Below are 24,117 nucleotides of genomic sequence, written 5' to 3' on the forward strand. Positions count from 1 at the left end.
CTCGAGCAGAGTGGAGGGCACAACCTGGGAGCGCTCCCACAATATATCGATTGCTGACGATATCCAAGACGCCGCCGGGGGGTGCGCCGGCGGAGTGGCACTTTCGTACCATCGACGGTGATCGAAGATCATTCGATGGGCCGTCGAGCCGTGGTCGCCTTCTCGGAATCCTGGAGCCATCCGACGGAACGAGGAGACAGACATGCGCAAGGTCCTTCTGATCATCGCCGGCGTGGTCGTGCTGGTGTGCGGCGTCGGCGGCTGGTTCGGCTATCAGGCCCTCGACGCGGGGCGGAAGATCAGCCGGTCGTCCATCACGCAGCAGCAGTTCGACGCGCAACAGCTCGGGGCCGCGGAGACCGCGGTGCGGGACGCGCTGCCGACCGCGCTGGAGGACGACGAGGAGACCATCTACGGCGACGATCCCACCCGGCAGGGCCGGCCCGCCGGCGCCACCTGCGCCTACTACGCGCTCAAGCCGCTGACCGAGAGCAAGAACCGTCCGCTCTTCCGGTTCTGTTTCGCCGGCGGCAAGCTCACCGAGAAGAAACAGATCAGGATCGACGGCGCATGAGGCATCCGGCAGCGGCGGTGGCGTCGTGGTGGGCAACGGTACGGGCGGCCGGGCCGGGCCGGGTCGCGTACGAGATCGTGCTGGCCGTCGCGCTGTCGGGCGTGACGGCTGGTCTGTCGTTGCTCCGTGACGTCCCGCCCGCGCAGCTGGCCGGTTACGCCGTGCTCGACGCCGCCCTGGTCGCCGGGCGGCGCCGGTTCCCCGGGGCTGTCCTGGTCGTCTCGGCGGCTGTCGGCAGCGTGGCCGGCCGGTCGGACATGGTGTTGCTGTTCGGGCTCGGGTACTCCGCCGGGTACCGGATCCGCGGGGCGGGGCGCCTGGCCGCCACCCTCACCGGGGTGCTCGCCTGCCAGATCGCCGGGAGCCGGCTGGAGCTGCGCGCGTTCAGCCTCGCCCAGGTGCTGTTCACCGCCGGCCTGTTCATCGTCGTCATCGTGTTCCCGGCGACCCTGGCCCGGCTCTCCGCGCAGCGCCGGCGGATTCTCACGCTCATGCATGAGCGGACCGTGCATCTCAGCGAGCAGCAGCAGATCGTCGCCGAGCGGGCCCGGGTCCGCGAGGCGACCCGGATCGCCCGGGAGATGCACGACTCCCTGGGCCACCGGCTGACGCTGATATCGCTCTACACCGGTGCGTTGCGCTCCGCACCGGAACCATCTCCGGAGACGTTGCGGTTGCTGCACGCCACGGCCACCACCGCGATGGACGAGCTGCGGGACATCCTCGCGGTGCTGCGCGAGGAGTCCCCCGAGGACGAGCCCCGGCAGCGCGCCACCCTCGCCGACGTCCAGAAGCTCGTCACCGACGCCCGGGCGGCCGGCGCGCACATCGAGTTCGACCGCTCGGGTGCGGCGGTCCCGGTCTCGGCCATGATCGATCAGGCGGCGTACCGCACGCTGCAGGAGGGCATCACCAACGCCCTGCGGCACGCTCACGGCAGCACCGTCCGGGCGGCCGTCCGGTACGAGGACGACGCGCTGATCCTGGAGGTCGTCAACGGCCCGGGCCGCCCCCACCACGGCGCCACCAGCGGTCAGGGGCTGTACGGCCTGGCCGAGCGTGTGCGGATCGCCGGCGGCGTGCTGTACCACGGCGCCGAACCGGGCGGCGGGTTCCGGATCGCCGCCACGCTCCCGCTGGCCGGCACCGGCCCCGTGACCGCGGAACCCCGCGGCGTGACAGTGAACCCGGCCGAGGAGTTCGGCGAGGATCTGCGGCGCGTCGACCAGCGCCGCCGGGTCTGGACCGCGGCGGCCGTCCTCACCGTGGTGCTGGTGCTCGCGTTGTGCGCCGGCGGTCTGTGGATCGGTCTCCGGCAACAGAGCGTCAGCCGGGCGACGTATGACGAGCTGCGGATCGGCGACCCGGCAACGGCCGTACGGAAGAAGCTGCCGGACCGGACCGCCCGGCCCGGCCCGGGCTCAGCCGTCAGCCCGGTGCCGCCCGGCGCCGACTGCCAGGTGTACCGGGCCGAGCCCGCGCTGCGACGCCAGGACGGCGAGGGATACCGTTTCTGCTTCCGAGCGGGAACCCTCATCTCGAAGGAGACGCTCGACGATGTCGATTGACCCGCCACCGCTGCGCGTCGTGATCGCCGACGACGACGAGCTGACCCGCGGCGGCATCCGCCTGGTCCTCGGCGGCATTCCCGGCGTCGAGGTCGTGGCCGAGGCCACCGACGGCGTGCAGGCCCGTGACCTGACGATCCGGCACCGTCCGGACGTCGTCCTGCTGGACATCAAGATGCCCGCGCTGGACGGCCTGGCGGCGCTGCGGGAGATCTCCCGCGGCTCGAAGGCGGCGGTCCTCATGCTGACGACGTTCGGTGAGGTGGGCTACATCGACGAGGCGATCGCGGGCGGCGCGGCCGGCTTCATCCTCAAGAGCTCGGCCGCGGACGAGCTGGCCCCGGCCCTGCGGGCGGTCGCGGCCGGCGAGATGTTCCTGTCCCCACCGGTGACCCGCCGGGCTGTCACCCAGCTCCGGCAACTGCGTCCCGCCCCGCCGGGTGAGGAGGCGTCGGCCCGCCTGGCGGAGCTCAGCGACCGCGAGCGTGAGGTGCTGAGGCTGCTGGCTCAGGGACTGTCGAACACCGGCATCAGTGAGCGCCTCGTCATCTCCGAGAGCACCGTCAAGACGCACGTCAGCCGGATCCTGCTCAAGCTGACCTGCGACAACAGAGTGCAGGCGGCGCTGTTCGCCCACCGCGTCGGCCTGCTGGACTGAGCCGGGTCACTCACCCGGTCACGGCAGTCTCGGGCGGAGCCGGCGCCGGCTCTCGCGTGTACCGGGCGCTGAGCCGACGGTACGGCCGGCTGTTCAGCGCCACCACGGTGGCGACCAGGCCGATCACCCCGGTCAGCACGAACACCAGCGCGAGCCCGCGGTCGGCGCCCGTGCCGAACCAGCCGCCGATCGTCCGGGCCCCGGCGCCGTCGGTCATGAACGGGATGACCACGAACTGGGCCACCGGCGCGATGAGGAACGCGGTCAGCGGGGACGCGGCCTGCTCCACGCTCTGCGCGAAGCCGAAGACCCGCCCCTGCCGCTCGTACGGCACCACCTTCTGCAGGATGGTCTGCTCGGCCGCCTCGGCGAACGGTACGGCCAGCATGTAGACGTACAGGCCGGCGGCCATCAGCCAGACCGACGAGCGCAGCGGGAACAGCAGCGTCACGGTCCACAGGGCGACGTTGACCAGCAGCAGCAGCCGGACCGGGTTACGGCTCAGCCCGGTACGCGCGATGAGCAGCCCGCCCACGATGAACCCGGTGCTCAGCACACCCCACAACAGCCCCCACGCCTGCACCGAGACCAGCGACAGCCCGTACGCGTCCAGCAGCGCCATGAAGACGCCGCCGAGCAGGTTGTTGAACGCGGAGAACAGGATCAGCGCGGTCAGCCCGGGCACCTCGGCCACCACCCGCATTGTCCCGCGCAGGTCGACGCGGCGTTGCTCGCCGGCGGGCACCTCCACCGCCGGGGCGGGCACCGGCACCGCCGCGAGGTGGGCCAGGGCGAGGGCCAGGACCACCAGGGCCGGCGCGAGCACCCAGAACATGCCGTCGATCCCGACCAGGATGCCGCTGATCACCGAGGTGACCAGGAACGAGGTGCCCGACGTCGTCCCGACCAGCCCGTTGGCCCGGTCCCGGGCGTCCTCGTCGATCAGCACGGTCACCAGCGTCGGCAGGGCGATCGTCCGGATGCTGCCGGCGATGACACCCACCATGAGCAGCAGGACGAACACCCACAGCGTGATGCTGCCAGCATCGGTGAACGAGACCGGGGGCGTGATGAGGTACAGGGTGAACGCGGCCGCGTACAGCAGGAGCGAGACGGCCGCGGAGACCTGCATCATCGTCTTCTTCGCGTGCTGGTCGACCAGGCTGCCGAACCAGATCCCGGTCAGCGCGGTGAGCACGAGGAACACGGCGGCGACCAGGCCCGTGGCGAAGACCGAGCGGGTCTGCAGATACACCCAGAAGGTCACCGCGAACCAGACGGTGTAGTTGACGACCGACACCAGCAGGGTGCTCACCAGCAGGTGGAAGAACGTTCGGCGGTGGCCCGTGAGCGCGGTCATGGCCCGACGGTAGAACCTCGAGCGGGGTTCATGTCCACTCATTTGCCGGCGGAGCCGGCGACACCGCACAGCCGCAGTGCGCTTTCGGAGAACATCTCGTACGCCTCGTCGACGGAGAGGTGTCCGGCGGCGACCTGGTCGGCTGCTGTTGCCGGGTGGGGTACGGGCCAGGGCCGTCGTGAGGAGGTATGGATAGCGGCGGACGAGCTGCCATCCGAGGTCGGGATACGTGCGGAGCGCTCTGGCCGCCACCAGCGCGGTACTGCTCACCGGTACCGGCATCTACCTGCACACCACGCTGCGCGGCAAGCTTCGCGCCTGGGACGGCATCCTCGACCGGGCCGCCTTCCAGGGCGACGAGCAGGTGCTGGACATGGGTTGCGGCCGTGGTGCGGTGCTGATCGCGGCCGCCCGCCGGCTCCCGCGGGGGCGGGCCGTCGGCGTGGACCTGTGGTCGGCGGACCAGAGCGGCAACCGCCCCGAAGCCACCCTCGCCAACGCTGCCGCGGCCGGGGGCGCCGACCGGGTCGAGGTACGCGGCGGCGACATGACAGCGCTGCCCTTCCCGAACGACTCGTTCGATGTCGTGACCAGCGCGATGGCCATCCACAACATCTCGTCGGCCGAAGGGCGCCACCGCGCGCTGGACGAGGCGATCCGGGTGCTGCGCCCCGGCGGCCGGCTGTTCATCGCCGGCCCGCCCCCGTTCGTGCGCAAGTACGCCGCGCACCTCGGACAGGGCACAGTGCGCGGCCTCGGGCCCGGACACTGGTACAGCGGTCCGTGGATCGCCGTCAGCCTCCTTCGCCTCACCAACCGGGGCAGCGAGCACGACCGGCCGGCACCATCCATCGGCACCTGACGCGCGTTCCGGCTCTCCGGCCGGCAGAGGTTCCAGCTCGATGCCGCGAACCGCACGGCGGTGGTGGGGAAGCCGCCCAGGGCGATTTCTCCGTCCAGCGGCGCCGACAGGCCGGCGAGGTCACGCTCGGCCGCGTCCAGCTGGTCGAGGATCGTCGCGGCTCACCCAGGCCGTCCTGCCCGTGCCAGGCCGGCCGGGCAGCGGGCACCTCCTGCCGGTGACCGGCGAGGGCGGGGTCCGGGCCGGGTATCGGCGCCTACCACGCGTCGAAGTGGGCGCTGGAAGGGTCGCCGGAGTCGCGGAGACCCGCGCCCGGACGGCCGCCGAGTTCGAGGTCGGCGACCCGAGGACCGGCTGCGCACCCGGCGGGAGTGGGCGGCGGTCCCGCTCAAGGCTTTCCGCGCCCGGACGGGCTGAGCGCGAAGAACTCGGCGATCGCCTCGGTTGCGTACACGTCCACAGCGGTCCGGCCCATCAGTCTCGGCGAAGGCGTCGCGCCGGGAATGGTGTGCCCTCCGCCGTGCACGGTGTAGAGAGTGACCGGGGCGTGCCCGTCCTGGCGGTAGTCGGTCCGGCTCACCGAGGTCCGGCCCGGCTCCCCGTCCCGGGGCGGCAGGTCGACGGTGACCGGCGCAGCGGTGATGCCGTTGCGCGCGGCGAAGTACGCGGCGGTGTCCGGTGCGGACAGCATCGTGCCGCCGACCTTGAAAGCGAACCGGGCCCAGGCGGCCATCTGCCCGCCGCCGTACGGCACGATCCGGTCCTCGGTGCCGTGGAAGAGGACCACCGGCTTGGGCACCACGGGCAGGCCGGGCAGCACGAAGTTGTCCGGCGCGGGCTGCTGGGCCGCGATGACGGCGGCACCGTCGAGCAGGTCGGGGCGTTCGTGCAGGAGCCGGATCACCATGCCGCCGCCGTTGGAGAATCCCGCCGCGTACACCGGGCGGCCGTCACCGAGCTGTTCGACGGCTGCCTCGGCGAACGCCACGTCGTCGATGTTGCGCACCCGGGCCGGGAAACGGCTGGCCTTGCGGGAGTCGTTCCAGTTGCCCCGGAAGCCGTCGAGGTACGCGACGGCGGCCCCGCCCAGGTGGTCGAACGCGTTGCCGGTGAAGGAGCGGAACACGCCGGCGTTCTGCGTGGAGCCGTGGAAGACGAGCAGCAGCCGGTCGTGGTCGCCGCCGGGCGGAGTGACCAGCGTGTACGTGCGGGGCCGGCCCGCCACGTCGATCTCGCCCCTGGTGATGGTCATGAGCAGGCCCCTCACACGTAACGGATGACTTATCCACTTCACCGTAGCATGAAGCGGATGAGCTATCCGTTATCCTGGTCGCGTGACGACCACCCGGATCCGCAAGGACGCGGCCCGCAACTGGCAGCACATCGTCGACACGGCCCGGCGCTTCGTGGACGACGGCGGGTCCCTGCGGCTCAACGACGTCGCCCGCGCCGCGTCGATCGGGGTGGCGACCGTCTACCGCCACTTCCCGACCCCGGAGGCCCTGCTCGAGACCATCGCCCGTCCCGGGCTCGAGGAGCTGGTCGTCCGGGCCGACCATGCCGCCGCCGACGACGCGTGGGAGGCGTTCGCCGGCTTCCTGCTCGCCGGCATCGACGCCCAGCTGCGGGACGCCTCCATCCAGCCCGTCTTCGCCGCCACCACGCACGCCCTGCCGGAGACCACCGAACTGGTCACCCGCCTGACCACGGCGACCGGCCACCTGCTCGACCGCGCCCAAGCCGCGGGCGTCGTCAACCCCGACGTCACCCATGCCGACGTCGTCCGCCTGATGTGCGGCGTCGTCTTCGCCGCCACCGTGCACGCCACCCCGGACGAGCGCGCCCCGCTGACGCGGCGCTACCTGGACGTCGTTCTGACGGGCATCCGGACCGCCGGTCCTGGGAGAATCACGGCATGAAGGCCATCGTGTACAGCACCACCGGCGATCCCGACGTTCTCCAGCTCGCCGAGCGCGACCTGCCCATTCCCGGCCCGGGCGAGGTACGCGTCCGGGTCACCGTGTCCGGGGTCAATCCCACCGACTGGAAGACCCGCTCGGGCGCCACCAACTCTCTGCAGTTCCCCGAGGTCACGCCGCATCTGGACGGCGCCGGAGCGATCGAGGCGGTCGGCGCGGGCGTCGACCCCGGCCGGGTCGGCCAGCGGGTCTGGCTGTACATGGCCACGGCCGGGCGCCCGACCGGCACCGCCGCCGAGTTCACCGTCGTCCCCGCCGGCCAGGCCGTGCCGCTGCCCGACGCGGTCGGGTTCGACGTCGGCGCCTCGCTCGGCGTACCGGCTCTCACCGCACACCGGGCGCTGACCGTCGCCGAGGACGGGCCGCGGCGCCTGCGGCCCGGAGCGCTCGACGGCAAGGTCGTGCTCGCCGCGGGCGGGGCCGGTGCGGTCGGGCACGCGGTCATCCAGCTCGCCCGGTGGGCCGGCGCCACCGTCATCAGCACGATCAGCGGGCCGGAGAAGGCCCGGCTGGCCACCGCCGCCGGCGCCCACCACGTGATCAACTACCGCGAGGGTGATCCGGTCGCGAGCATCCGGCAGCTCGCCCCGGACGGCGTCGACATCATCGCCGAGGTCGCGCTGGGCGCGAACCTCGCCCTGGACCTGGCCGTGCTGCGCACCCGGGGCACGATCTCGACGTACGCCAACGACGGCGGCAAACCGGTCCAGCTGGACGTCCGGCAGAACATGATGCTGAACACGCGTTTCCAGTTCCTCGTGCTCTACACGGTGGGGCCGGAGGCGCTCGCGGCGGCCGCCGAGGACGTCGCGGCGGCCGTGGGTGACGGCGTCCTGCCGGTCGGGGAGGAGCACGGCCTGCCCCTGGTCCGCTTCCCGCTGGAGCGCACCGCCGACGCGCACCGGGCGGTGGAGCAGGGCACGGTCGGCAAGGTCCTGGTCGACGTCGCGTCCTGACGGCCGATGCCGGCCCCCATCAAGCAGCTCGCCGAGGATCAGGAGGAACGGGACAGTGCCTGACGAGAGCATGCAGCACCGGATCGGCGAGGTCGCCCTCACCGTGCTCGGGCCGGACCGCCGGCCGTTGTCGGACCGGGTCGTCACCGTGGCCCAGCAGCGGCACGCGTTCCCTTTCGGCAACATCGGCTTCGACTTCGTGAGCCTCGTCGGTGGTCCGCCGCCCGACGCGGCCGGCCCGGCCTTCGGCGGCGCGACGGCCCTGAACCTGGACCGGCTGGGCGACTTGTGGCTCAACCTGTTCAACACCGCGACCCTGCCGTTCTACTGGGGACCGTACGAGCCGCGACGGGGCACGACCGACGTCGAACGGCTGACGCGAACCGCGCGCTGGCTCGCCGACCGCGGCGTCACCGTCAAGGGTCACCCGCTGGTCTGGCACACGGTGCAGCCGCCGTGGCTGCTCGACCTGGACCTCGACGAGGTGGAACGGTTGCAGCGCACCCGGATCCGCGAGCTCGCCGGTGGATTCGCCGGCGTGATCGACCTCTGGGACGCCATCAACGAGGCCGTGATCATGCCGGTCTTCACCAACGGGGACAACGCCATCACCCGGCTCGCCCGGTCCCGGGGCCGGATCGCCATGGTGCGGATGGCGTTCGAGGAGGCCCGCGCGGCCAATCCGGCGGTCACCCTGGTGCTCAACGACTTCGACCTCGGTTCGGCGTACGAGTGCCTGATCGAAGGGGTGCTCGAAGCCGGCATCCGGATCGACGCGATCGGGTTGCAGACCCACATGCACCAGGGGTACCGCGGTGAGGAGTACATGCGGGGCATGCTCGACCGGTTCGCCCGCTACGGCCTGCCGTTGCACCTGACCGAGAGCACCCTGGTGTCCGGGCACCTCATGCCGCCCGAGATCGTGGATCTCAACGACTACCAGATCCCGGACTGGCCGACGACGCCCGAGGGGGAGGCCCGCCAGGCCGGCGAGATCGTCCGGCACTACCGGTCGCTGATGGCCCACCCCGCCGTCGCTTCGATCAACTACTGGGGGCTCACCGACGACGGCGCCTGGCTGGGTGCGCCGGTCGGGCTGGTGCGCGCGGACGGCAGCCGCAAGCCCTCGTACGACGCGCTGGAGGACCTCATCAAGGGACAGTGGTGGCTGCCACCGACCGAGATGCGCACCGGCCCCGACGGCACAGTCGTGGTCCGCGGCTTCTTCGGCGACTACACGGTGTCCGGCACCCCGTTCGCCATCCGTCCCGGCCAGGCCGCCGAGTCGGTCCACGTCGAGGAGTAGCGTCCTGGCGGGCGTTTGGCACACTCCGCCCATGATGATCACCAAGCCGGCAGTGACCGGGGCCGTCGTCGCTCTGGCCGGCCATGGTGTCGCTGTCGGCGCCACGATGATCGCGGCTGTCAACGCCGGCGGTGGCCCGGATGCCGACCTGGACACCGGCGAGAAGGCCGGTGTGCTCGTCATCATCGCGACGACGTACGGCATCGCCCAGATCGTCCTGCTGGGCGCCTGCATCGCATCGCGATGGCGCCTCGGGCCGCGGTCCTCGCCGGGCCTCGTGCTTGGTTGGCTGCTGGGGCTGGCCGTCAGTGTCTGCTACCTGTGCGGAGGTTTCAGCACCTGACATCTCCGCCGTTCAGGACACGGTCAAGGGCCGACCGGCCGGCGGGTCCCCAGTTCGGCTTGCCGCCGGGCAGGCCCCGGTCGCCGTTCTGACCCATCAGCATCAGGAACAGACTCTTCAGGGCGGCCAGCCCGCGGGCCCGCCGGACCGTCGCCTCGTCCACCCGGCCGTAGCTGTCGAAGAACCGCGAGGCGCCGCCCTCGGGCAGCAGCAGCCAGGCAGCCCCGAGGTCCCAGGCCGGATCGCCGGCGAAGAGCGCGCCGAAGTCGACGACGCCCGCCAGCGTGCCGTCGGCGATGACGACGTTCGCCGGATGCAGGTCACCGTGCACCCATACCCGTGGACCCGGCCACTCCGGGGTCGCCACCGCGTCCTCCCACACGGCCCGGATGTCGTCCTCGGCGAAACCGGAGGCGTCGAGGTCCACGGCCGCCAGGAAGTGCTCGAATCCGCCCCTGGAATCCTTGGGATGGGTGCCGAAGTCCGAGGCACCCGGCGCGTCGGCGGGCGCCTCCACGTGCAGCGCTCGGAGAAAAGCCGCCAATGTGTCGGCGGCGTGGTCACCGCGGACGATCGTCCCCTCGTCCAGGGGCGTGCCGTCGACCCAGGTCATGACCGTCCACATCTTCCCGAAGCGCGCGGACGGCGTTCCGTGGCGCACCGGAGCCGGGATCGGAAGCGGCAGGCGCGGGCCCAGCACCGGCAGCCAGCGGCGCTCCTTGAGCTGGGGATCGGGGCTGGTGTCCATTCGCTGCATCCGGACGACCAGGTCGTCCCCGAGGCGCCACATCTGGTTTCCCCAGCCACCCGCCACCTCGCGGACGGGACGGTCGGCCAGGTCCGGGTGCTGCTCGCGCAGCAGGTCGCGGACCAGATCCGCGCTGACCTCGATCTCCGACTCGATCACGGAAGGCACGGTACCCGGGCCGGGCGACCCGAACGGAGTGAGGCAAACGGGTGGTCACCGCTCCCACGTCGGCTGACCTCGGGCCTGCCCGCGAGCCTTGATTTGGAGCGCGTTACCGGTCAGGCACCGACCCGGGCGCGGGCGTACGCCCGCCGGATTGCCGCCACCCCGGCGACCAGGGCGATGACCAGGCCGGTCCACTGGAGAAAGACCCCGATCCAGACGTCGAACGCGCCCGGGTTCCCGAGGCGGCCCCAGACCGAACCCTCGATCAGACCGCCGGCGAACACGAACAGGGCCGCGGCCGTGCCGACGAGCAGTGTCCAGCGCCGGGCCGCCAGGGCCAGGACCAGGATCGCGGCCGCACCCAGGATGATCGGGCCGGGCGGGATCCTCGGGAAGCCGGGCACACCGACCAGGTACTGGGTCAGGACGCCGGTGCCGGCCACGATCAGGCCGGCCGCCAGCGCGGCACGTAGCGGCTTGACGGTGGAACCGGTGGGATTGTTGCTGCTCATGTCGCCGTCTCCCTCGGGTCACTCTCGCGATTCACCGACAGCCTGGTCGGCTCCGGCCGGGACGGCATCCGTACGGAGCAGGCATTACCCGTACGCAGATCTGCGTAGTGCCGCTACGGGCGGCTGCCGGTCCGGTCGCTGACCTCGAGGAGATCGCCGGGCTGGCAGTCGAGAGCGTCGCAGAGGGCGGTCAGGGTGCTGAAGCGGATCGCCTTGGCCCGGCCGTTCTTGAGGATCGACAGGTTGGCCAGGGTCAGACCCACCCGGTCGGCGAGCTCGGTGAGGGTCAGGCCCTCGCGGGCGAGCAGGGCGTCGAGGTGCAGGACGACGCGGTGTTGTTCCTCCGGTGGCATCTCAGATGACCGTGTCGAGCTCGGCGCGCAGGCCCCGGCCGTACCCGATGATCTGGGCGAACGCCAGCAGCAGGAGGCCGAGCATCAACCACCAGACGCTGAGGGTGTAGTCGACCGTCACCATCCGCGCGCCGGGCGGCACCACGGTGGCCGCCAGCAGATAGGCGGCGACACTGCGGACGATCTCGCAGGCGGCGCCGGTGCTCAGGACGACCACGCCGAGGCGGCGCAGGCCGGTTGCGGTGGCCTGGGTGAACGGCTGCGTGGCGGTGATGCGGTCGATGAGGCGCAGGGCGTACCAGATGATCGGCAGGGTGCCGACCGCCAGCGGGAGCGGACCCGAGAGCAGGTCGAGCACGGTCTGGTAGGCGGTCGGGTCCTGGATCGACACGCTCACGGCCTGGATGCGCAGCTCGGTGGACGGCTGCCCGACCGGCAGCGCCGTCGGCAGCACGTCGAAACGGCGGGTGGCCGGGCCGTCGAGCTGCACGACCTGGCCGAGAATGGCCACGACGTCGGTCAGTATCAGCACCCGGAGGAAGCTGCGGATGCGGGCGAACGGGCGGTGGCGCTCGACCATGACCCATCTCCTTATCGATTATCGATGTATTGATAATCGATAAGCCCCACCGATCTGTCAAGAGAGCTCTTTGCAGTCACATGACTGAAGCCCGCTGGTCCGAGGGCGCGGAGACTGGCCGCCATGAGCGTTCCGGTTGTCTTCATCCATGGCCTCTGGCTGCACGCGTCGTCGTGGCAGCCCTGGATCGAGTTGTTCAACGAGCGCGGCTACGAGGCGACGGCGCCGGGCTGGCCGGGTGACGCCGCGACGGTCGAGCAGACCCGGGAGAACCCGGATGCGCTGGCCGGTCACGGCATCGATGACGTCGTCGAGCACTATGCCGGGCTCATCGGCGGCCTGGCCACCAAGCCGATCCTGATCGGGCACTCGTTCGGCGGCATGATCGCTCAGAAGCTGCTCGGCCTCGACCTCGGCGCGGCCGCGGTCGCTGTCGACGCCGCCCAGATCAAGGGCGTGTTGCCGCTGCCCCTGTCAGCCCTGCGGTCCGGGTTCCCCGTGCTGGGCAACCCGGCCAACAAGAACCGGGCGGTCTCCCTCACTCCGGAGCAGTTCCGGTACGCCTTCGGTAACGCCGTCACCGAGCAGGAATCCCGGGACCTCTACGACCGGTGGTCGATTCCCGCCCCCGGCAAGCCACTGTTCGAGGCAGCCGCGGCGAACTTCAACCCGCACTCGCCGGCCAAGGTCGACACCGGCAACGAGTCCCGCGGGCCACTGTTGCTGATCGCGGGCGGCAAGGATCACACCGTGCCCGAGACCGTGGTGCGAGCGACCCTCAAGCAGTACCGCCACTCGCACGCCGTCACGGACATCGTCGACTTCCCCGACAAGGCGCACTCCCTGACCATCGACGCCGGCTGGCACGAGGTCGCCGAGACGACACTGACCTGGCTGAAGCAGCAGGACCTGTGAGGTATCGCCCCGTGCGGTAGCTGGACAGGGGGCGTCACCGGCTGAATGCTCTACCGGGTGAGCACAACCCCGGGGCAGCCGCTGGTCGGGCGGGACGACGAACTGCGGTTCCTCCTCGCGTCGCTGACCGGCAGTGACGTCGGCGGGCGCACGATCTGGCTCGTCGGTGACCCCGGGGTCGGCAAGAGCGCGCTCCAGACGGAGGTGGCCGAACGGGCCCGGACGCTGGGTTTCACCGTGCTCACCGCGCGGGGCAACCAGTCGGAGACGCACCTGCCGTTCGCCAGCCTGCACCAGCTGCTGCGCCCGTTGCTGCCGCGCGCCGACCGGCTGCCGGCGATGCAGCGCGACGCCCTGCTGGCGTGCTTCGCCATGAGCGACTCGACCGAGGTGAATCCGTTCTTCGCCTTCCTGGCCGGGCTGGAGCTCGTCATCGACTCGGCGGGGCGGCAACCGGTCCTGGTGTGCCTCGACGACCTGCACTGGATGGACCAGCCGTCCGTGGACGCGCTGGCGTTCGTCACCCGCCGGATCGCCGGCGAGCCGGTGAGCGTGCTGTGCGCCTCCCGGCCCGGAACGACGCCGTTCGCCGACGGTCCCACGATCGAGCGGATCGAGCTGGCGGGCATCGATGAGGCCGCCTCGGGCGCGTTGCTGGACGCGCGGGCCCCCCGGCTGCCGTCGGCGATGCGCGACCGGGTGCTGCGCCAGGCCCGGGGCAACCCGCTAGCCCTGCTGGAGTTCGCCGCGGCTCTGCAGTCGGGCCGATATGCGGGCCCGGAGCGCGACGAGGATCTGCCGATGACCACGCGGTTGGAACGGGCGTTCGCCGCAAGGGCCGAGGACCTCGATCCGGCCGTCCGTGCGGTGCTGACGATCGCCGCGGTCGACGACGGCGACGACCTGGACGACGTCCTCGACGCCGCGGGAATTCTGCACGGTTCGCCGGTGGATGTGGTCATGGTCCGGCCGGCGTTCGCCCACGGGCTGCTGACCATGGTCGGCGAGCGGTACCGGATCACCCACCCCCTGGTCGGGTCGGCCCTCCGGCACGCCATGCCGCCGGCCACCCGCCGGCAGGCACACGCGGCTCTCGCCCGCGTCCTGGCCCGATATCCGGACCGCGCGATGTGGCACCGGGCCTCCTCGGTGTCGGGACGGGACGAGCGGATCGCGGCCGAGCTCGAGGAGGCCGCCGACCACGCCCAGGGCCGCGGAGCCGTCGCCGTCGCAGCCGCCTGGCTCGAACGGGCGGCCGCATTGAGCCCGGACCCGCAGGCCCAGGCCGCCCGTCTGCTCAGCGCGGCCGAACTCGGGTTCGAACTGGGTCGCTATCACCACGTCGAGCAGATCAAGCAGCAGGTCAGTGTCATGACGCTGCGGGACCGCGACCAGTCCCGGCTGACGTGGCTGGAAGGCGTTTTCCACGACGGCTCCACCGGCGAGCCGGCCGAAGTGCGCCGCCTGGTCGACATGGCGACGCACGCGACGCGTACCCGGGACATCGACCTCGCCGTGCAGCTGCTCGTGGGCGCCGCCCGCAGAGTGTGGTGGCGCGACCCCGGGGCACAACTGCGGCACGAGATCGTCACGGCTGCCCAGCGGACCGGCGTACCGGTCGAAGACCCCCGACTGCTGGCCATCTACGCGTTGTCGGAGTCCCACGAGCAGGGGCCGACGGTCATCGAGCAGCTCGCGAGCTGGCCCGCCGATGCGGGCGGACGCCCGGACCTGGCCGGCCTGCTGGGCATCGCCGCCTTCTGCACCGGCGACTTCCGCCGGGCCGTCGCCTTCCTGTCCACACCCATCCAGGAGTTGCGCGCCCAGGGCCGGATGAGCCTGCTGGCCGAAGCCCTGGCGGTACGCGCCTGGGCCGAGATCTACCTCGGCGTCTTCGACGTGGCCCGGTCCGCCGACGAGGCCATGCGGCTCGCCGACGAGACAGGCCAGTCCATGTGGGCCGCCACCGCCCGTATCGCCGTCGCGCTCATCGACGCGGTGGCCAACGACAGTGGCACCCGGCACGACCTGCTCCAGGAGGCCGAGCGGGCGGCGCTGCGCACCCCGAACGCCACGTCGTCCCTGCTGGCCGGCGTCCAGCTCGCCCGGGGTCTGGCCGAACTGGGCGGCAATCGCCACGAGCAGGCGTTCAGCGAACTGCACCGGGTGTTCGTCCCGGCCGATCCGGCCTTTCAGCGGATGCAGCAGATGTGGACGCTCAGCTACCTGTCCGACGCCGCGGTCCGTACCGGTCGCCGGGAGGAGGCGCGCTCGGCGCTGAGCTCGATGGAGCGGCTGGCCGGGGCGTCGCCCTCGACGGGATCGACCATCGCCCTCGAGTACTCCCGAGCCGTGCTGGCCGACCGCGCGTCGGCCGAGTCCCTGTTCCACACCGCCGTCGACGGTGCGGGCTCCGGACTGCCCTGGCATCGCGCGCGGGCCCAGCTGGCCTACGGCTTGTGGTTGCGCCGGCAACGACGCGTCGTGCAGTCACGAGAACCGCTGCGGGCGGCGCGAACGACCTTTGACGCGGTGGGCGCCCACACCTGGGCCCAACGCGCCGATCAGGAGCTGCGAGCGACCGGCGAACGCGGCTGGCGGCCCACCGCGAAGCCTCGCGAGCTGCTCTCGCCGCAGGAGTCCCAGATCGCCGAGCTGGCGGCCCGGGGATTGTCCAACCGCGACATCGGCCAGCGGTTGTTCCTGTCGCACCGGACGGTCGGCTCGCACCTGTACCGTATCTTTCCGAAGCTCGGCATCACCTCGCGCAACCAGCTCGCGGAGGCGCTGATCGACCAGGGTGAGCTGTCCGTGCCCCAGCCGTCATCAGTCACCGGACGGTAGCGGCGTCGAGCGATGACCGTCGCCGTCCAGCGCTCAGCGCGCCTGTCGCGCGACCGTCACGGCATCGGCCCCGACGACGGCCTGCTGGTCGTCGACGAACTCCAGGCGTACGGGGCGGCCGTCGGCGGACCTCATGGCGTACGCGATGGTGTCACCGCTCGGCAGTGGCAGATGGGCCTCGCCCCATTCGATCAGCGCGGCGAGAACAGGCAGCACGTCGCGGCCGGCCTCGGTGAGCAGATACTCGTCGCGGGGCCGTTCCCCGTCCTCCTTGTAGGTGTGCCGCCTGAGCAGGCCGGCGTCGACGAGGGCGTCCAGCCGCGCGCCGAGCGTTGCGGGCGGCACGCCGAGGCGCTGGAACTCGGTGTACCGGGTACGGCCGAGGAACGCCTCGCGCAGCAGGAGAAGGTTCCACTTCTGGCCGAGGACGGCGACCGACCGGGCGATCGGGCAGGGCTGGTCGGCAGGGGGCGGGCTGGCAGGCACCCGACGATCGTACCCCTGGCTTCAAAAAATGATGCCCGTCACGTCGGGGCATCCTGACTTCAGAATACGAAGTCAGCTTGTTAGGGTTGGTCGCTGAAGGCGGTTGACCACCTGCGACCTGGAAGCGAGCGCCACTATGAACGATCTGCTGGACCTGGCCCTGCTGGCCCACGGTGGCGCGGACCGCTGGCAGCGGTCCGCCACCATCCACGCCCGCGCCGCTGTCGGCGGTCTCGCGCTGGCCCGGCGCGGCCAGGCCGACATCTTCGCCGACACCGACGTGACCTTGGACGTGCACCGCCAGCACGCCGTCTTCCGGAACTTCACCGGACCCGGACTGGTGGGCGTCTACACGCCCGGCCGCGTCGCCATCGAGGACGCGGACGGCACGGTGCTCCAGGAGCTTCGCCGGCCACGGGACGCCTTCGCCGACATGGACCGCACCAGTGCCTGGGACCAGCTCCACGCCCTCTACTTCGGTGGTTACGCCCTCTGGAACTATCTCACCGCGCCGTACCTGCTGACCCTCCCGGCCGTTCAGACCGAGGAGGGCCGGCCGTGGGACGAGGCCGGCGAACGGTGGCGCCGGCTCCACGTCACCTTCCCCGCGGACATCGCCACTCACAGTCCGGAGCAGACGTTCTACTTCGACGAGTCCGGGTTGCAGCGCCGCCACGACTATCGCGTGGATATCGGCCGGGCGCCTGTCGTCACCGCGCACTACACCGAGGCGCACCGTACGGTTTCCGGCCTGGTCTTCGCCACCCACCGGTACGCGGTCCCGACCGCCGAGGACAACACCTCCCGGCCCGGCCCGATCTTCATCTCCATCGACATCGCCGACATCACCGTCCGGTAGCCGTGCCGCCCCGCGGCGGGTCGCGGTCGATGACTACCGTGACGTGGTGGACAAGATCCTTCGGGCTGCCGGGCTCGAAACCCGTCCGGCGCAAGAGGTACGCATCCACGACGAGACGGTGATCGTGGTCCACGCGAGCGGCGACGCCCAGCAGTTGCTGCGCGCCGCACGCGCCGGCCTCCCCGACCACAATCCCGTGCTGGTTTTCGACAGCGAGGCGGTCCTGGATCCCGACTTCCATCACGACCGCAGCCCGAGCGACCTGATCGCCTGGGCCCGGACCGCCGACGTCGATGCCGAACTGGGCCGCCTGCACAGTTTCCACCACCCGGACCAGGAGCTGCTGGGCACCGGCGACGAGGGCTACTACCTCGACGGCTACGACGTGACCGGGTACGGAGATCCGGAACTGCTGGTCATCCTGCCCCGTCCGGAGCCGTGGGCCGCCTTCGCCTACCTGGATCCGTACGGCGGCTGGGGCACTCCGGGCGACCTGGTGCTGGCCGTGGCCCGCCGATGGCACGAGCGGTACGGCGCCGCCCCGACCACGATCGGACTGGCCAACGGCTTCACGGTGCCCCGGCCGCCGACGGAGCCGGCGGACGCCGAGCGACTGGCGCTCGAACACGTGGCGATAGCGGGATTGACCGCGCGGACCACGGTGCGGGCCTATGCCCGGGCCCTCCGCGAGCTGGACCACTGGTGCCTCTACAACCGTCCGTAACTCCTGGAGAAGGACCGGTGGATCGCGTACGCCGTGCTGTCGTTTTCGCGGATCACGCCCAGTTCTACGTACAGGATGTCGGCGGGCAGCTCACGGCCGAGGAGCGCGAGGACTACGACTGGCCCGAGCCGTGGTCGACCGAGGCGGTCGACGTGTGGCGCATCGGCGTGGACGGGCCGTGCTCGATCGCGATCGGGACGGCCCGCAGCGACCAGGTCGAGACGGCCCTGCGGGTGCATCGCACCAGTCCGCCGGTGCTCGCAGGGGCGGAGCACGTCGTGGAGGCAGATCTCGCCGTGCCGAGCGGCGCCGTACACGTCTTCGGCTGCACGGAGACGCCCGGGCCGCAGCACCGTGCTGAAATCCCGGCCGGGCAGTACCGGATCCGGATCTCGCACCTGCCGCCGGGCCCGCACCTTCACTACCGCCTCGACCTGTGGCCGTCCGCCGAACCCGCCGGCGTCGTCGTCATCCGGAGCGGGAGCCCTCCGTGACCGTTCCGGGCAGCCTTCAACCTGGATACCGGCCGATGGGGACGCGGTGCCGGACGAACCGGCGGCGGGTACGCCGTCAGCGGTACTCCGGCAGGCGCGGGCATCGCGCCGTACGTGGTCGGCACAGCACCGCAACCGTCCCGGCGAGGGGGCCGATGCTCGGCGGACGGACTGGTTGGCCGGGCGGCAATTGCGCATCGTCCAGGTGGCCGAGGACGGCGCGTGCCGTGAGGGGGCCGCCTTCCGCGACGGTGAGCCTGATCGCGGCCGCGGCGATCTGCAGGGCGTCGTGGTGCAGGATCGCCGCTCCATCGCTGAACGCGTCCGGCCCCCTGCCGAAGACGTATCCGTGCTGCCGGACGAGCTCCCGGAGCGCGGGCGGCGCGAGGTCCGGCCGCGTCACCGGGCCGGCCTCGGCCCGGGTGAGGGCGATCAGCTGAAGCCCGGCGGCGGCCAGCGCGGTGTCGGGCAGGCCGGCGTCCGGAAGTGTCGTCGCGGTGGCGAGCACCGTGAGGGTCGTGCCGGTGCAGGACCGGTTGCTCAGCGCCTGCATCAGGGCCGGGAGGCCGGGCGGCGGGCCGGCGTAGAGCACGTGACTGGCCCGGGCCGAGCAGACGGTCGTCCGGACGTCGTCGTACGACGGTCCACGTCCGAAGGCCGAGTCCCGTTCCACGACGATGACCGGTTCGTCGGGTTGCGGGAACTGGCGCCGGAACTCCGAGGCGGTCGTCCGCGAGTAAGGGTCGGTGTCCGTGTCCGCGACGACCAGCACCGGCCGCCGCGACGAGTACGTCAGGTCGACGACGCGACGCAGCTCCCGGACGGCGTCCGCGGTGCTGCCGGCCGCCGAGGCGATCCCGGATCCGGCGTGAGCACCGAAGACGTCCGCGGGCGTCGTCGCGGCGATCAGCGGAATGCCGGCCGCGTGCAGCTGCTCGGCGGCGAAGGCGGCCCGGGCGGTGCTCAGGCCGAGCCCGATGACGGCGACCAGCGGGTTGCTGTCGTCGGCGCGATCGATCAGTTGGCGTACGACCGGCTGCCACTGCGACTGGCGGCTGCCCGCGTTGGCGAGGACCAGCTGAACGGCGACGGCGCCGCCGCCGGTGTTGATCTTCTGTTGCGCGATGTACGCGCCTTCGAGGCTGTGCCTGATCCGGGCGATGTCCGCCGGCGCGTCCGGCGCGGCCGTCATGGGCGTCAGCAACGCCACCTGTACGTGCTTCCGGCTCTGCCGGGCCACCAGCACGTTCTCCTGGAGAATGCGGTGCTGGACCTCGGCCAGGGTCCGGTCGAACACCACCGAACCGTCGGTGACGCCCACGCATTCGCTGGTCAAACCGTCGCGGAGCAGGCGTACGTCGGTGTCGAAGAGGCCACCGCAATCGGCCTGCGGGCTGGCGATGACCGGCAGGCCGGCGCCGAGGAACATCCCGGCGACCAGCGTCGCCAGCGCGGCCGCCGGCACGGTGGCCAGGCGCGCGCGGAGCGGGAGAAGTGTTCGCCGGCCGGACTTCGGCGCGCGGCCGACCATCGTCGGGGCGGCTTCGGGCGCCGGGACCGAAGAGGTGCCGGCCAGCTGGTCCCGCAAGGTCGAGTGCCGGAACTCGTAGACGCCACCGGCCCGGCGCAGGACGCCCCGGGTGTGCGCGTCATCGAGGAACGCGAGCAGCCGCCACGGTGTCCGGCGCCGGACTGCCAGCCACACCCGGGCCAGGACGAACCATCCCCAGGCGCCGAGGCCCCGCGCCAGCGCCACGACGAGTCCGAGCAGTGCCGCCGCCAGGCCGTTGCGCAGGCCGACGTCCGCTCCGGCGACCGAGCCGGCGGCTACGCCGGCGACCACCCCGAAGATGGCGGCGAACAGTCCCAACCGGAGCAGCGTGAACGCCCGGTCGCTGCGCAGCAGGGACAGCGGTGCGGGTCCTTCGACACAGTCGGCGGGCTGGCCCAGCCAGCCGGAGATGCCCAGGGCGAGGCCGGCCACCGCACCGAACATCAGCCCCAGCATCAGCGCGAGGGGTCCCGTGTCGGAAACGCCGAACGCCGCCGAGTACGTGGCCTGGGCGACCAGACCGGTGGCCAGCCCGGCGGTCAGGCCGCCGCGGAGCGTGGCGCCGAACCGGCGCGCGCCCCGCGGGCGGCGGCCACCGGCCGGCGAGGCGCTGCGCAGGTGCAGCCGGCTCGGCTGGTCCGGCGATCTGTCGGCCACCCCTACGTAGCTACCGAGGAGCGCGCCGCCGACCACCCCGGCCAACAGGGCGGCGTCCGGGGCGCCGGTGTCCGTCGCGCCGATCATCAGCCAGGCGGCCGTGGTGAGCGCGGCCGCCGCGAATGATCCGGCCAGGATGCCGGCGAACACGCGCAGCGGACGCTGTGGCGCCAACTCGTACAGCTGCCACCAGCGGACCTCGTAACCACCGCGGTCGACGAGGTGCACCGCGATGGTCGTCAGCCAGCGCTGCGCGGCCATGGCCGGGAACGGCGAGGGCGGGGGCGGCTTGGTGCCCGGGGGCAGCGGCCCGGGCCGGGCGTACGCGGCGGGCACGAATGTCGCCAGCAGATGCTTCTCGATGGCTTCGGGATCGGCGAACCGGTCCGGGTCGAGCGACGGATCGGCCCTCTTCAGCAGCGCCACGGTGAGCGGGGTACGCAGAGCCTGGGCCAGGATGCCGCCCGGATGTCGATCCAGTTCGGAGAGCAGCGGCTGCCAGCCGGCATCATCGGTGGATCGACCCTGCGCCAGGAACCGGACAGCTTCCGCCGTACGCACCTTTTCGATCTCCACCACCAGTGCCGTGGCGGAGACCACGCCGTGCTCGCGGACGACCGTTCGGTAGGCGTCGCTCCGACAGGTCAGCACGGCCGGGAAGGGAGCACCGATCGCCTTGTCGATGTGCCGCACCGCCGCGGCGTGCCAGGACTCGGGAAGCTCGTCGAGGGCGTCCAGCACGAGCACCAGGCGGCCTTCCCGCAGCAGCGTCGCAGCGACGTCGGCACCGAAGCGCTCGACGTCGCCGAGCGCGGGGTAGTCCTCGGCCATCCGGCGCGCCACCCACGCACGCAGGTGTTCCTCGTGCGGACGCCAGGACGAGAGCGACAGCAACATCGGAACGGGCAGAGTGTCATCCTGCTGACGCAGCTGAAGAAGGTGCAGGGTGAAGAGCAATGCCAGGGCACTCTTGCCGGCGCCGGGCTCGCCGAGCACCGTGAGGTGCCGGTGCCGCAAGGCGACGAACGTTCGCAGCAGATCGGCGATGCCGCCGCGCAGGCCGATCAGCCGGGGTTCTCCCTGGGCCGGCCGGACAGTGAAGGCGTCGGCCACCGGCGGGAAACCCGGTAGCTTCGTCGTCGTCCACGTCAGTGGCAACGGCTCGGCCGGCGACAGGCCCCGGATCTCCGCTTCGCCGGTCCACTGTGCATGCACCGCTTCGTGCAGCGCGCCGACCGCCGCCGTCACCCGGGCGGCGCCGGCCACCGGGGTGGGATGCGCGCGATCCCGGACCCGCGAGTGCCGGTAGTCGATGAGGGTCCACGCCAGCCACAACAGACACAGGACCGGCCAGGCGAGCACCAGCCACGGGGAAGGGGGTAGCGCACCGGAGGCGATGTTCGTGACCAACCCGATCACGATGGGAACCAGCGTCACCGCCCATTGCGATCGCCGCACCAGCCCTCCCACACCATCGGAGGGACAAGGCTAAGGGAGCGACACCCCGTTCGGGCGCCGAGCGGCTCCATCGGGTGAATCGAGTCCGGTAGCCGACAGCCGGCCGCGACGTGGCCACGGCCGCATCGAAGGTCCGCCGGCGAAACACGGATACGCCTGCGGAAGTCGGAGGGCTTCCGCAGGCGTATCCGCTATCAGGGACGGGTCAGACGCGGACGCGCACTGCTTCGAGGCTCAGGGACCGGCCGACGGTGCCGATCTCGACCTGCCCGCTGCGGCGCGAGCACTGCCAGTTCTGCCAGCCGATGTTCTGCACGTGGCCCTGGGCGCAGATGCCCGTACGGGTGCTCAGACGCAGCGCCTCGAGGCGCAGGGACTGGCCCTGGGTCCCGACGGTCACCGTGTCGTTGCGACCGGTGCAGCGGGTGCGCTGCCAGCCCTGGTTCTGCACGTGCGCCTGGGCGCACACCCCACCGGTACGGCGGGTCGAGATCGACAGCGCCTCGAGCCGCAGGGACTGGCCCACGGTGCCGGCCAGCGCGGCCCGGCGGTTGCTGGAACAGCGCCAGCCCTGCCAGCCGATGTTCTGGACGTGCGCGTTGATGCACACTGCATTGCGGTCACGCCGCATGAACATCTTGGCGGCCGGGCTGAGTGCCGGCGCCTTGACGACTGCCGCCGGAGCGGCCGGGCTCACCGGCGCCGCCGAAGCGGAACCGCCGAGAACGGGCAGAGAGATCGCGGAGACGGCCAGGCCGGCCATCGCCGCCTTGCGGAGGAAGTTCGGAAACATTGCCATATCGAGGAGAGCTCGAACCCGACCGCTCATGACGCGACCCGGAGGCGATTTGTCGCCCTGTCACCCGTCCGGGTTACCACTTGTCGCTCCAACGGGGTGGGAGACTCGGCGGGATCTGATGACCGAAGGAGTTCAAGGCGTGGTGACAGGTGACCTCGGGGGAGCCGCGGCTGCTCCCGGAGTCGGCACGGGAGTCGCGCTGGCGTTGTCGGCAGGCGAGGCCCTGTCGTCCCTGGAGATGAGCGCCCTCTTCGCGCTCTCGATCGCCGAAGTTCACGGAGTGCTCATCGACAAGGTCGAACGCCGCCGGACGATCGTCATGGGAATCATGCTCGGCGGGAGCGGCTCGGCCACCATCACCAAGGTCGCCGAGCGTACGGGACAGCACTGGGGGCGTCAGGTTGTCGCGAAGGTGCCCGCCGAGACACTGCGTCAGATCAACAAGGTCCTGGGCCGGCACTTCGTCACCAAGTACGGGACCAAGCAGGGGATCATCGTCCTCGGCCGCGTGGCCCCGTTCGGTATCGGCGCTGTGATCGGTGGCGGCGCGAACGCCGCGCTCGCCGCTCTGGCCGTACGGGCCGGTCGTCGCGCGTTCGGCCCACCCCCGGAGTCCTGGCCGTGACCGGTGGCGTTACGGCGGCCGCCGCTCACCGCACCCGGACCAGCCCCTGCAGGTAGGCGACGACCACCAGCTGGGCACGATCACGCGCCCCGACCTTCGTCATCGACCGGTGGATGTGGGTCCGGACCGTCAGCGGGCTCACGACCAGCCGCTCGGCGATCTCCTGGTTGGACAGGCCGTGGGCGGCCAGGGCGGTGATCTCGCGTTCCCGGTCGGTCAGCGCGGCCAGCGAGCCCGGGGGTAGCTCGCCGACGATGCCGGGACCGGACAGGAAGCGGTCGATGAGCGTGCGGGTCGCCGCCGGCGAGAGCAGGGCCTCCCCGCCGACCACGGTACGGATCCCGGCCAGCAGCCCCTCCGAGGTGACGTCCTTGCCGAGGAACCCGCTGGCCCCGGCCTCGAGCGCGCGGGCCACGTACTCGTCGGTCTCGAACGTCGTGAGGATCAGCACCCGGGTGCCGGTCAGTTCGGGTGTGGCGCAGATGCGCCGGGTTGCGGCCAGCCCGTCGACGACCGGCATCCTGATGTCCATCAGCACCAGGTCCGGCCGGTGCCGCCGGGCGAGTTCGACCGCCTCCTCGCCGTTCGCGGCCTCGGCCACAACTGTCATGTCGTCGCCGGAGTCGATCAGCATGCGGAACGTCGAGCGCAGCAACGCCTGGTCGTCGGCGAGGAGGATCTGGATCATCGGGATACCTGTTCTTCCTGCCATGGGGCCAGGGGGATCGTGAGCGCGACCG

24 protein-coding genes are annotated in these 24,117 nt (G+C 71.7%); 14 read left to right on the plus strand and 10 right to left on the minus strand.

The annotated features are described in order from the left end of the window. The first annotated feature begins 202 nt into the window (after positions 1–202). From AB0C12_RS33925 to AB0C12_RS33935, 3 genes are read left to right on the plus strand one after another with little or no spacing between them, the layout of a single operon-like run. Positions 203–574 carry a hypothetical protein gene (locus AB0C12_RS33925; protein WP_360554041.1) on the plus strand — a complete coding sequence of 124 codons (372 nt, stop codon included), beginning with the start codon at positions 203–205 and terminating at the stop codon, positions 572–574. Then, the gene (locus tag AB0C12_RS33930) at positions 571–2,142 is read left to right on the plus strand and encodes a sensor histidine kinase (protein ID WP_360554042.1); all 1,572 of its coding nucleotides are present in this window, start codon (positions 571–573) and stop codon (positions 2,140–2,142) included. Before AB0C12_RS33925 ends, AB0C12_RS33930 begins: the two co-directional genes overlap by 4 nt. Then, positions 2,132–2,800, plus strand: a complete 669-nt coding sequence (locus tag AB0C12_RS33935) for a response regulator transcription factor (protein ID WP_360554044.1) — start codon at positions 2,132–2,134, stop codon at positions 2,798–2,800. The genes AB0C12_RS33930 and AB0C12_RS33935 overlap by 11 nt, the downstream gene beginning before the upstream one ends. A 10-nt stretch (positions 2,801–2,810) precedes the next feature. Here AB0C12_RS33935 and AB0C12_RS33940 read toward each other — a convergent pair whose 3' ends face one another. Beyond that, the gene (locus tag AB0C12_RS33940) at positions 2,811–4,160 is read right to left on the minus strand and encodes an MFS transporter (protein ID WP_360554045.1); all 1,350 of its coding nucleotides are present in this window, start codon (positions 4,158–4,160) and stop codon (positions 2,811–2,813) included. A 229-nt stretch (positions 4,161–4,389) separates the two neighbouring features. Here AB0C12_RS33940 and AB0C12_RS33945 point away from each other — a divergent pair, with 229 nt between their 5' ends. Next, the gene (locus tag AB0C12_RS33945) at positions 4,390–5,022 is read left to right on the plus strand and encodes a class I SAM-dependent methyltransferase (RefSeq protein ID WP_360554047.1); all 633 of its coding nucleotides are present in this window, start codon (positions 4,390–4,392) and stop codon (positions 5,020–5,022) included. A gap of 388 nt (positions 5,023–5,410) precedes the next feature. Here AB0C12_RS33945 and AB0C12_RS33950 read toward each other — a convergent pair whose 3' ends face one another. Further along, positions 5,411–6,274 (minus strand): hypothetical protein, encoded by an 864-nt coding sequence (locus AB0C12_RS33950; RefSeq protein ID WP_360554048.1) that lies wholly within the window; start codon positions 6,272–6,274, stop codon positions 5,411–5,413. A gap of 82 nt (positions 6,275–6,356) precedes the next feature. Between AB0C12_RS33950 and AB0C12_RS33955 the strand changes: the two genes are divergently transcribed. The 4 genes from AB0C12_RS33955 to AB0C12_RS33970 are packed head-to-tail and all read left to right on the plus strand — an operon-like array spanning position 6,357 to position 9,606. Beyond that, the gene (locus AB0C12_RS33955; protein ID WP_360554049.1) at positions 6,357–6,941 is read left to right on the plus strand and encodes a helix-turn-helix domain-containing protein; all 585 of its coding nucleotides are present in this window, start codon (positions 6,357–6,359) and stop codon (positions 6,939–6,941) included. Then, the gene (locus AB0C12_RS33960) at positions 6,938–7,957 is read left to right on the plus strand and encodes an NADPH:quinone reductase (protein WP_360554051.1); all 1,020 of its coding nucleotides are present in this window, start codon (positions 6,938–6,940) and stop codon (positions 7,955–7,957) included. Before AB0C12_RS33955 ends, AB0C12_RS33960 begins: the two co-directional genes overlap by 4 nt. A gap of 55 nt (positions 7,958–8,012) precedes the next feature. Then, positions 8,013–9,263: an endo-1,4-beta-xylanase gene (locus tag AB0C12_RS33965; protein WP_360554053.1), complete on the plus strand. Its 1,251-nt coding sequence runs from the start codon at positions 8,013–8,015 to the stop codon at positions 9,261–9,263. A 31-nt stretch (positions 9,264–9,294) separates the two neighbouring features. Then, on the plus strand, positions 9,295–9,606 hold the full coding sequence (locus tag AB0C12_RS33970) for a hypothetical protein (protein ID WP_360554055.1): 312 nt from the start codon (positions 9,295–9,297) through the stop codon (positions 9,604–9,606). Here the strand turns inward: AB0C12_RS33970 and AB0C12_RS33975 are convergent. The 4 genes from AB0C12_RS33975 to AB0C12_RS33990 all read right to left on the minus strand — a co-directional run bounded on the left by AB0C12_RS33975 (position 9,596) and on the right by AB0C12_RS33990 (position 11,964). Continuing rightward, the gene (locus AB0C12_RS33975) at positions 9,596–10,513 is read right to left on the minus strand and encodes an aminoglycoside phosphotransferase family protein (protein ID WP_360554057.1); all 918 of its coding nucleotides are present in this window, start codon (positions 10,511–10,513) and stop codon (positions 9,596–9,598) included. The genes AB0C12_RS33970 and AB0C12_RS33975 overlap by 11 nt on opposite strands. A gap of 119 nt (positions 10,514–10,632) precedes the next feature. Next, positions 10,633–11,031 carry a hypothetical protein gene (locus AB0C12_RS33980; protein ID WP_360554059.1) on the minus strand — a complete coding sequence of 133 codons (399 nt, stop codon included), beginning with the start codon at positions 11,029–11,031 and terminating at the stop codon, positions 10,633–10,635. 113 nt (positions 11,032–11,144) lie between these two features. Beyond that, the gene (locus tag AB0C12_RS33985) at positions 11,145–11,384 is read right to left on the minus strand and encodes a helix-turn-helix transcriptional regulator (RefSeq protein WP_360554061.1); all 240 of its coding nucleotides are present in this window, start codon (positions 11,382–11,384) and stop codon (positions 11,145–11,147) included. A 1-nt stretch (position 11,385) separates the two neighbouring features. After that, on the minus strand, positions 11,386–11,964 hold the full coding sequence (locus AB0C12_RS33990; protein WP_360554063.1) for a DUF2975 domain-containing protein: 579 nt from the start codon (positions 11,962–11,964) through the stop codon (positions 11,386–11,388). A gap of 123 nt (positions 11,965–12,087) precedes the next feature. Here AB0C12_RS33990 and AB0C12_RS33995 point away from each other — a divergent pair, with 123 nt between their 5' ends. Both AB0C12_RS33995 and AB0C12_RS34000 read left to right on the plus strand, forming a co-directional pair. Further along, positions 12,088–12,879 carry an alpha/beta hydrolase gene (locus tag AB0C12_RS33995; RefSeq protein ID WP_360554065.1) on the plus strand — a complete coding sequence of 264 codons (792 nt, stop codon included), beginning with the start codon at positions 12,088–12,090 and terminating at the stop codon, positions 12,877–12,879. 57 nt (positions 12,880–12,936) lie between these two features. Beyond that, on the plus strand, positions 12,937–15,723 hold the full coding sequence (locus tag AB0C12_RS34000) for an AAA family ATPase (RefSeq protein WP_360554067.1): 2,787 nt from the start codon (positions 12,937–12,939) through the stop codon (positions 15,721–15,723). Positions 15,724–15,756: 33 nt separating this feature from the next. Here AB0C12_RS34000 and AB0C12_RS34005 read toward each other — a convergent pair whose 3' ends face one another. Next, positions 15,757–16,209, minus strand: a complete 453-nt coding sequence (locus tag AB0C12_RS34005; protein ID WP_360554069.1) for a helix-turn-helix domain-containing protein — start codon at positions 16,207–16,209, stop codon at positions 15,757–15,759. 136 nt (positions 16,210–16,345) lie between these two features. Here AB0C12_RS34005 and AB0C12_RS34010 point away from each other — a divergent pair, with 136 nt between their 5' ends. From AB0C12_RS34010 to AB0C12_RS34020, 3 genes are read left to right on the plus strand one after another with little or no spacing between them, the layout of a single operon-like run. Further along, the gene (locus AB0C12_RS34010; protein ID WP_360554071.1) at positions 16,346–17,068 is read left to right on the plus strand and encodes a hypothetical protein; all 723 of its coding nucleotides are present in this window, start codon (positions 16,346–16,348) and stop codon (positions 17,066–17,068) included. A 46-nt stretch (positions 17,069–17,114) separates the two neighbouring features. Next, entirely contained in the window at positions 17,115–17,792 is a 678-nt protein-coding gene (locus AB0C12_RS34015) for a DUF4253 domain-containing protein (RefSeq protein ID WP_360554073.1), read from the plus strand. Between the two features lie 17 nt (positions 17,793–17,809). Next, on the plus strand, positions 17,810–18,286 hold the full coding sequence (locus tag AB0C12_RS34020; protein WP_360554075.1) for a hypothetical protein: 477 nt from the start codon (positions 17,810–17,812) through the stop codon (positions 18,284–18,286). Positions 18,287–18,362: 76 nt separating this feature from the next. Here AB0C12_RS34020 and AB0C12_RS34025 read toward each other — a convergent pair whose 3' ends face one another. Next, positions 18,363–21,953 (minus strand): NACHT domain-containing protein, encoded by a 3,591-nt coding sequence (locus AB0C12_RS34025; protein ID WP_360554077.1) that lies wholly within the window; start codon positions 21,951–21,953, stop codon positions 18,363–18,365. Between the two features lie 205 nt (positions 21,954–22,158). After that, positions 22,159–22,752 (minus strand): hypothetical protein, encoded by a 594-nt coding sequence (locus tag AB0C12_RS34030; RefSeq protein WP_360554079.1) that lies wholly within the window; start codon positions 22,750–22,752, stop codon positions 22,159–22,161. Positions 22,753–22,891: 139 nt separating this feature from the next. Here AB0C12_RS34030 and AB0C12_RS34035 point away from each other — a divergent pair, with 139 nt between their 5' ends. Beyond that, positions 22,892–23,377 (plus strand): hypothetical protein, encoded by a 486-nt coding sequence (locus AB0C12_RS34035; RefSeq protein ID WP_360554081.1) that lies wholly within the window; start codon positions 22,892–22,894, stop codon positions 23,375–23,377. 25 nt (positions 23,378–23,402) lie between these two features. Here AB0C12_RS34035 and AB0C12_RS34040 read toward each other — a convergent pair whose 3' ends face one another. After that, entirely contained in the window at positions 23,403–24,065 is a 663-nt protein-coding gene (locus AB0C12_RS34040) for a response regulator transcription factor (RefSeq protein ID WP_360554083.1), read from the minus strand. Positions 24,066–24,117 lie beyond the last annotated feature (52 nt).

It is taken from the genome of Actinoplanes sp. NPDC048967 (genome assembly GCF_040649415.1).
GTDB lineage: Bacteria > Actinomycetota > Actinomycetes > Mycobacteriales > Micromonosporaceae > Actinoplanes.

Excerpts from the sequence above, each read along its gene's own strand:
- AB0C12_RS33995 (WP_360554065.1), top strand. The coding sequence starts at position 12,088 with ATGAGCGTTCCGGTTGTCTTCATCCATGGCCTCTGGCTGCACGCGTCG.
- AB0C12_RS33935 (WP_360554044.1), top strand. The coding sequence starts at position 2,132 with ATGTCGATTGACCCGCCACCGCTGCGCGTCGTGATCGCCGACGACGAC.
- AB0C12_RS33990 (WP_360554063.1), bottom strand. The coding sequence starts at position 11,964 with ATGGTCGAGCGCCACCGCCCGTTCGCCCGCATCCGCAGCTTCCTCCGG.
- AB0C12_RS33925 (WP_360554041.1), top strand. The coding sequence starts at position 203 with ATGCGCAAGGTCCTTCTGATCATCGCCGGCGTGGTCGTGCTGGTGTGC.
- AB0C12_RS34040 (WP_360554083.1), bottom strand. The coding sequence starts at position 24,065 with ATGATCCAGATCCTCCTCGCCGACGACCAGGCGTTGCTGCGCTCGACG.
- AB0C12_RS33950 (WP_360554048.1), bottom strand. The coding sequence starts at position 6,274 with ATGACCATCACCAGGGGCGAGATCGACGTGGCGGGCCGGCCCCGCACG.
- AB0C12_RS34010 (WP_360554071.1), top strand. The coding sequence starts at position 16,346 with ATGAACGATCTGCTGGACCTGGCCCTGCTGGCCCACGGTGGCGCGGAC.
- AB0C12_RS33980 (WP_360554059.1), bottom strand. The coding sequence starts at position 11,031 with ATGAGCAGCAACAATCCCACCGGTTCCACCGTCAAGCCGCTACGTGCC.
- AB0C12_RS33940 (WP_360554045.1), bottom strand. The coding sequence starts at position 4,160 with ATGACCGCGCTCACGGGCCACCGCCGAACGTTCTTCCACCTGCTGGTG.
- AB0C12_RS33970 (WP_360554055.1), top strand. The coding sequence starts at position 9,295 with ATGATGATCACCAAGCCGGCAGTGACCGGGGCCGTCGTCGCTCTGGCC.
- AB0C12_RS33960 (WP_360554051.1), top strand. The coding sequence starts at position 6,938 with ATGAAGGCCATCGTGTACAGCACCACCGGCGATCCCGACGTTCTCCAG.
- AB0C12_RS34030 (WP_360554079.1), bottom strand. The coding sequence starts at position 22,752 with ATGGCAATGTTTCCGAACTTCCTCCGCAAGGCGGCGATGGCCGGCCTG.
- AB0C12_RS33930 (WP_360554042.1), top strand. The coding sequence starts at position 571 with ATGAGGCATCCGGCAGCGGCGGTGGCGTCGTGGTGGGCAACGGTACGG.
- AB0C12_RS33985 (WP_360554061.1), bottom strand. The coding sequence starts at position 11,384 with ATGCCACCGGAGGAACAACACCGCGTCGTCCTGCACCTCGACGCCCTG.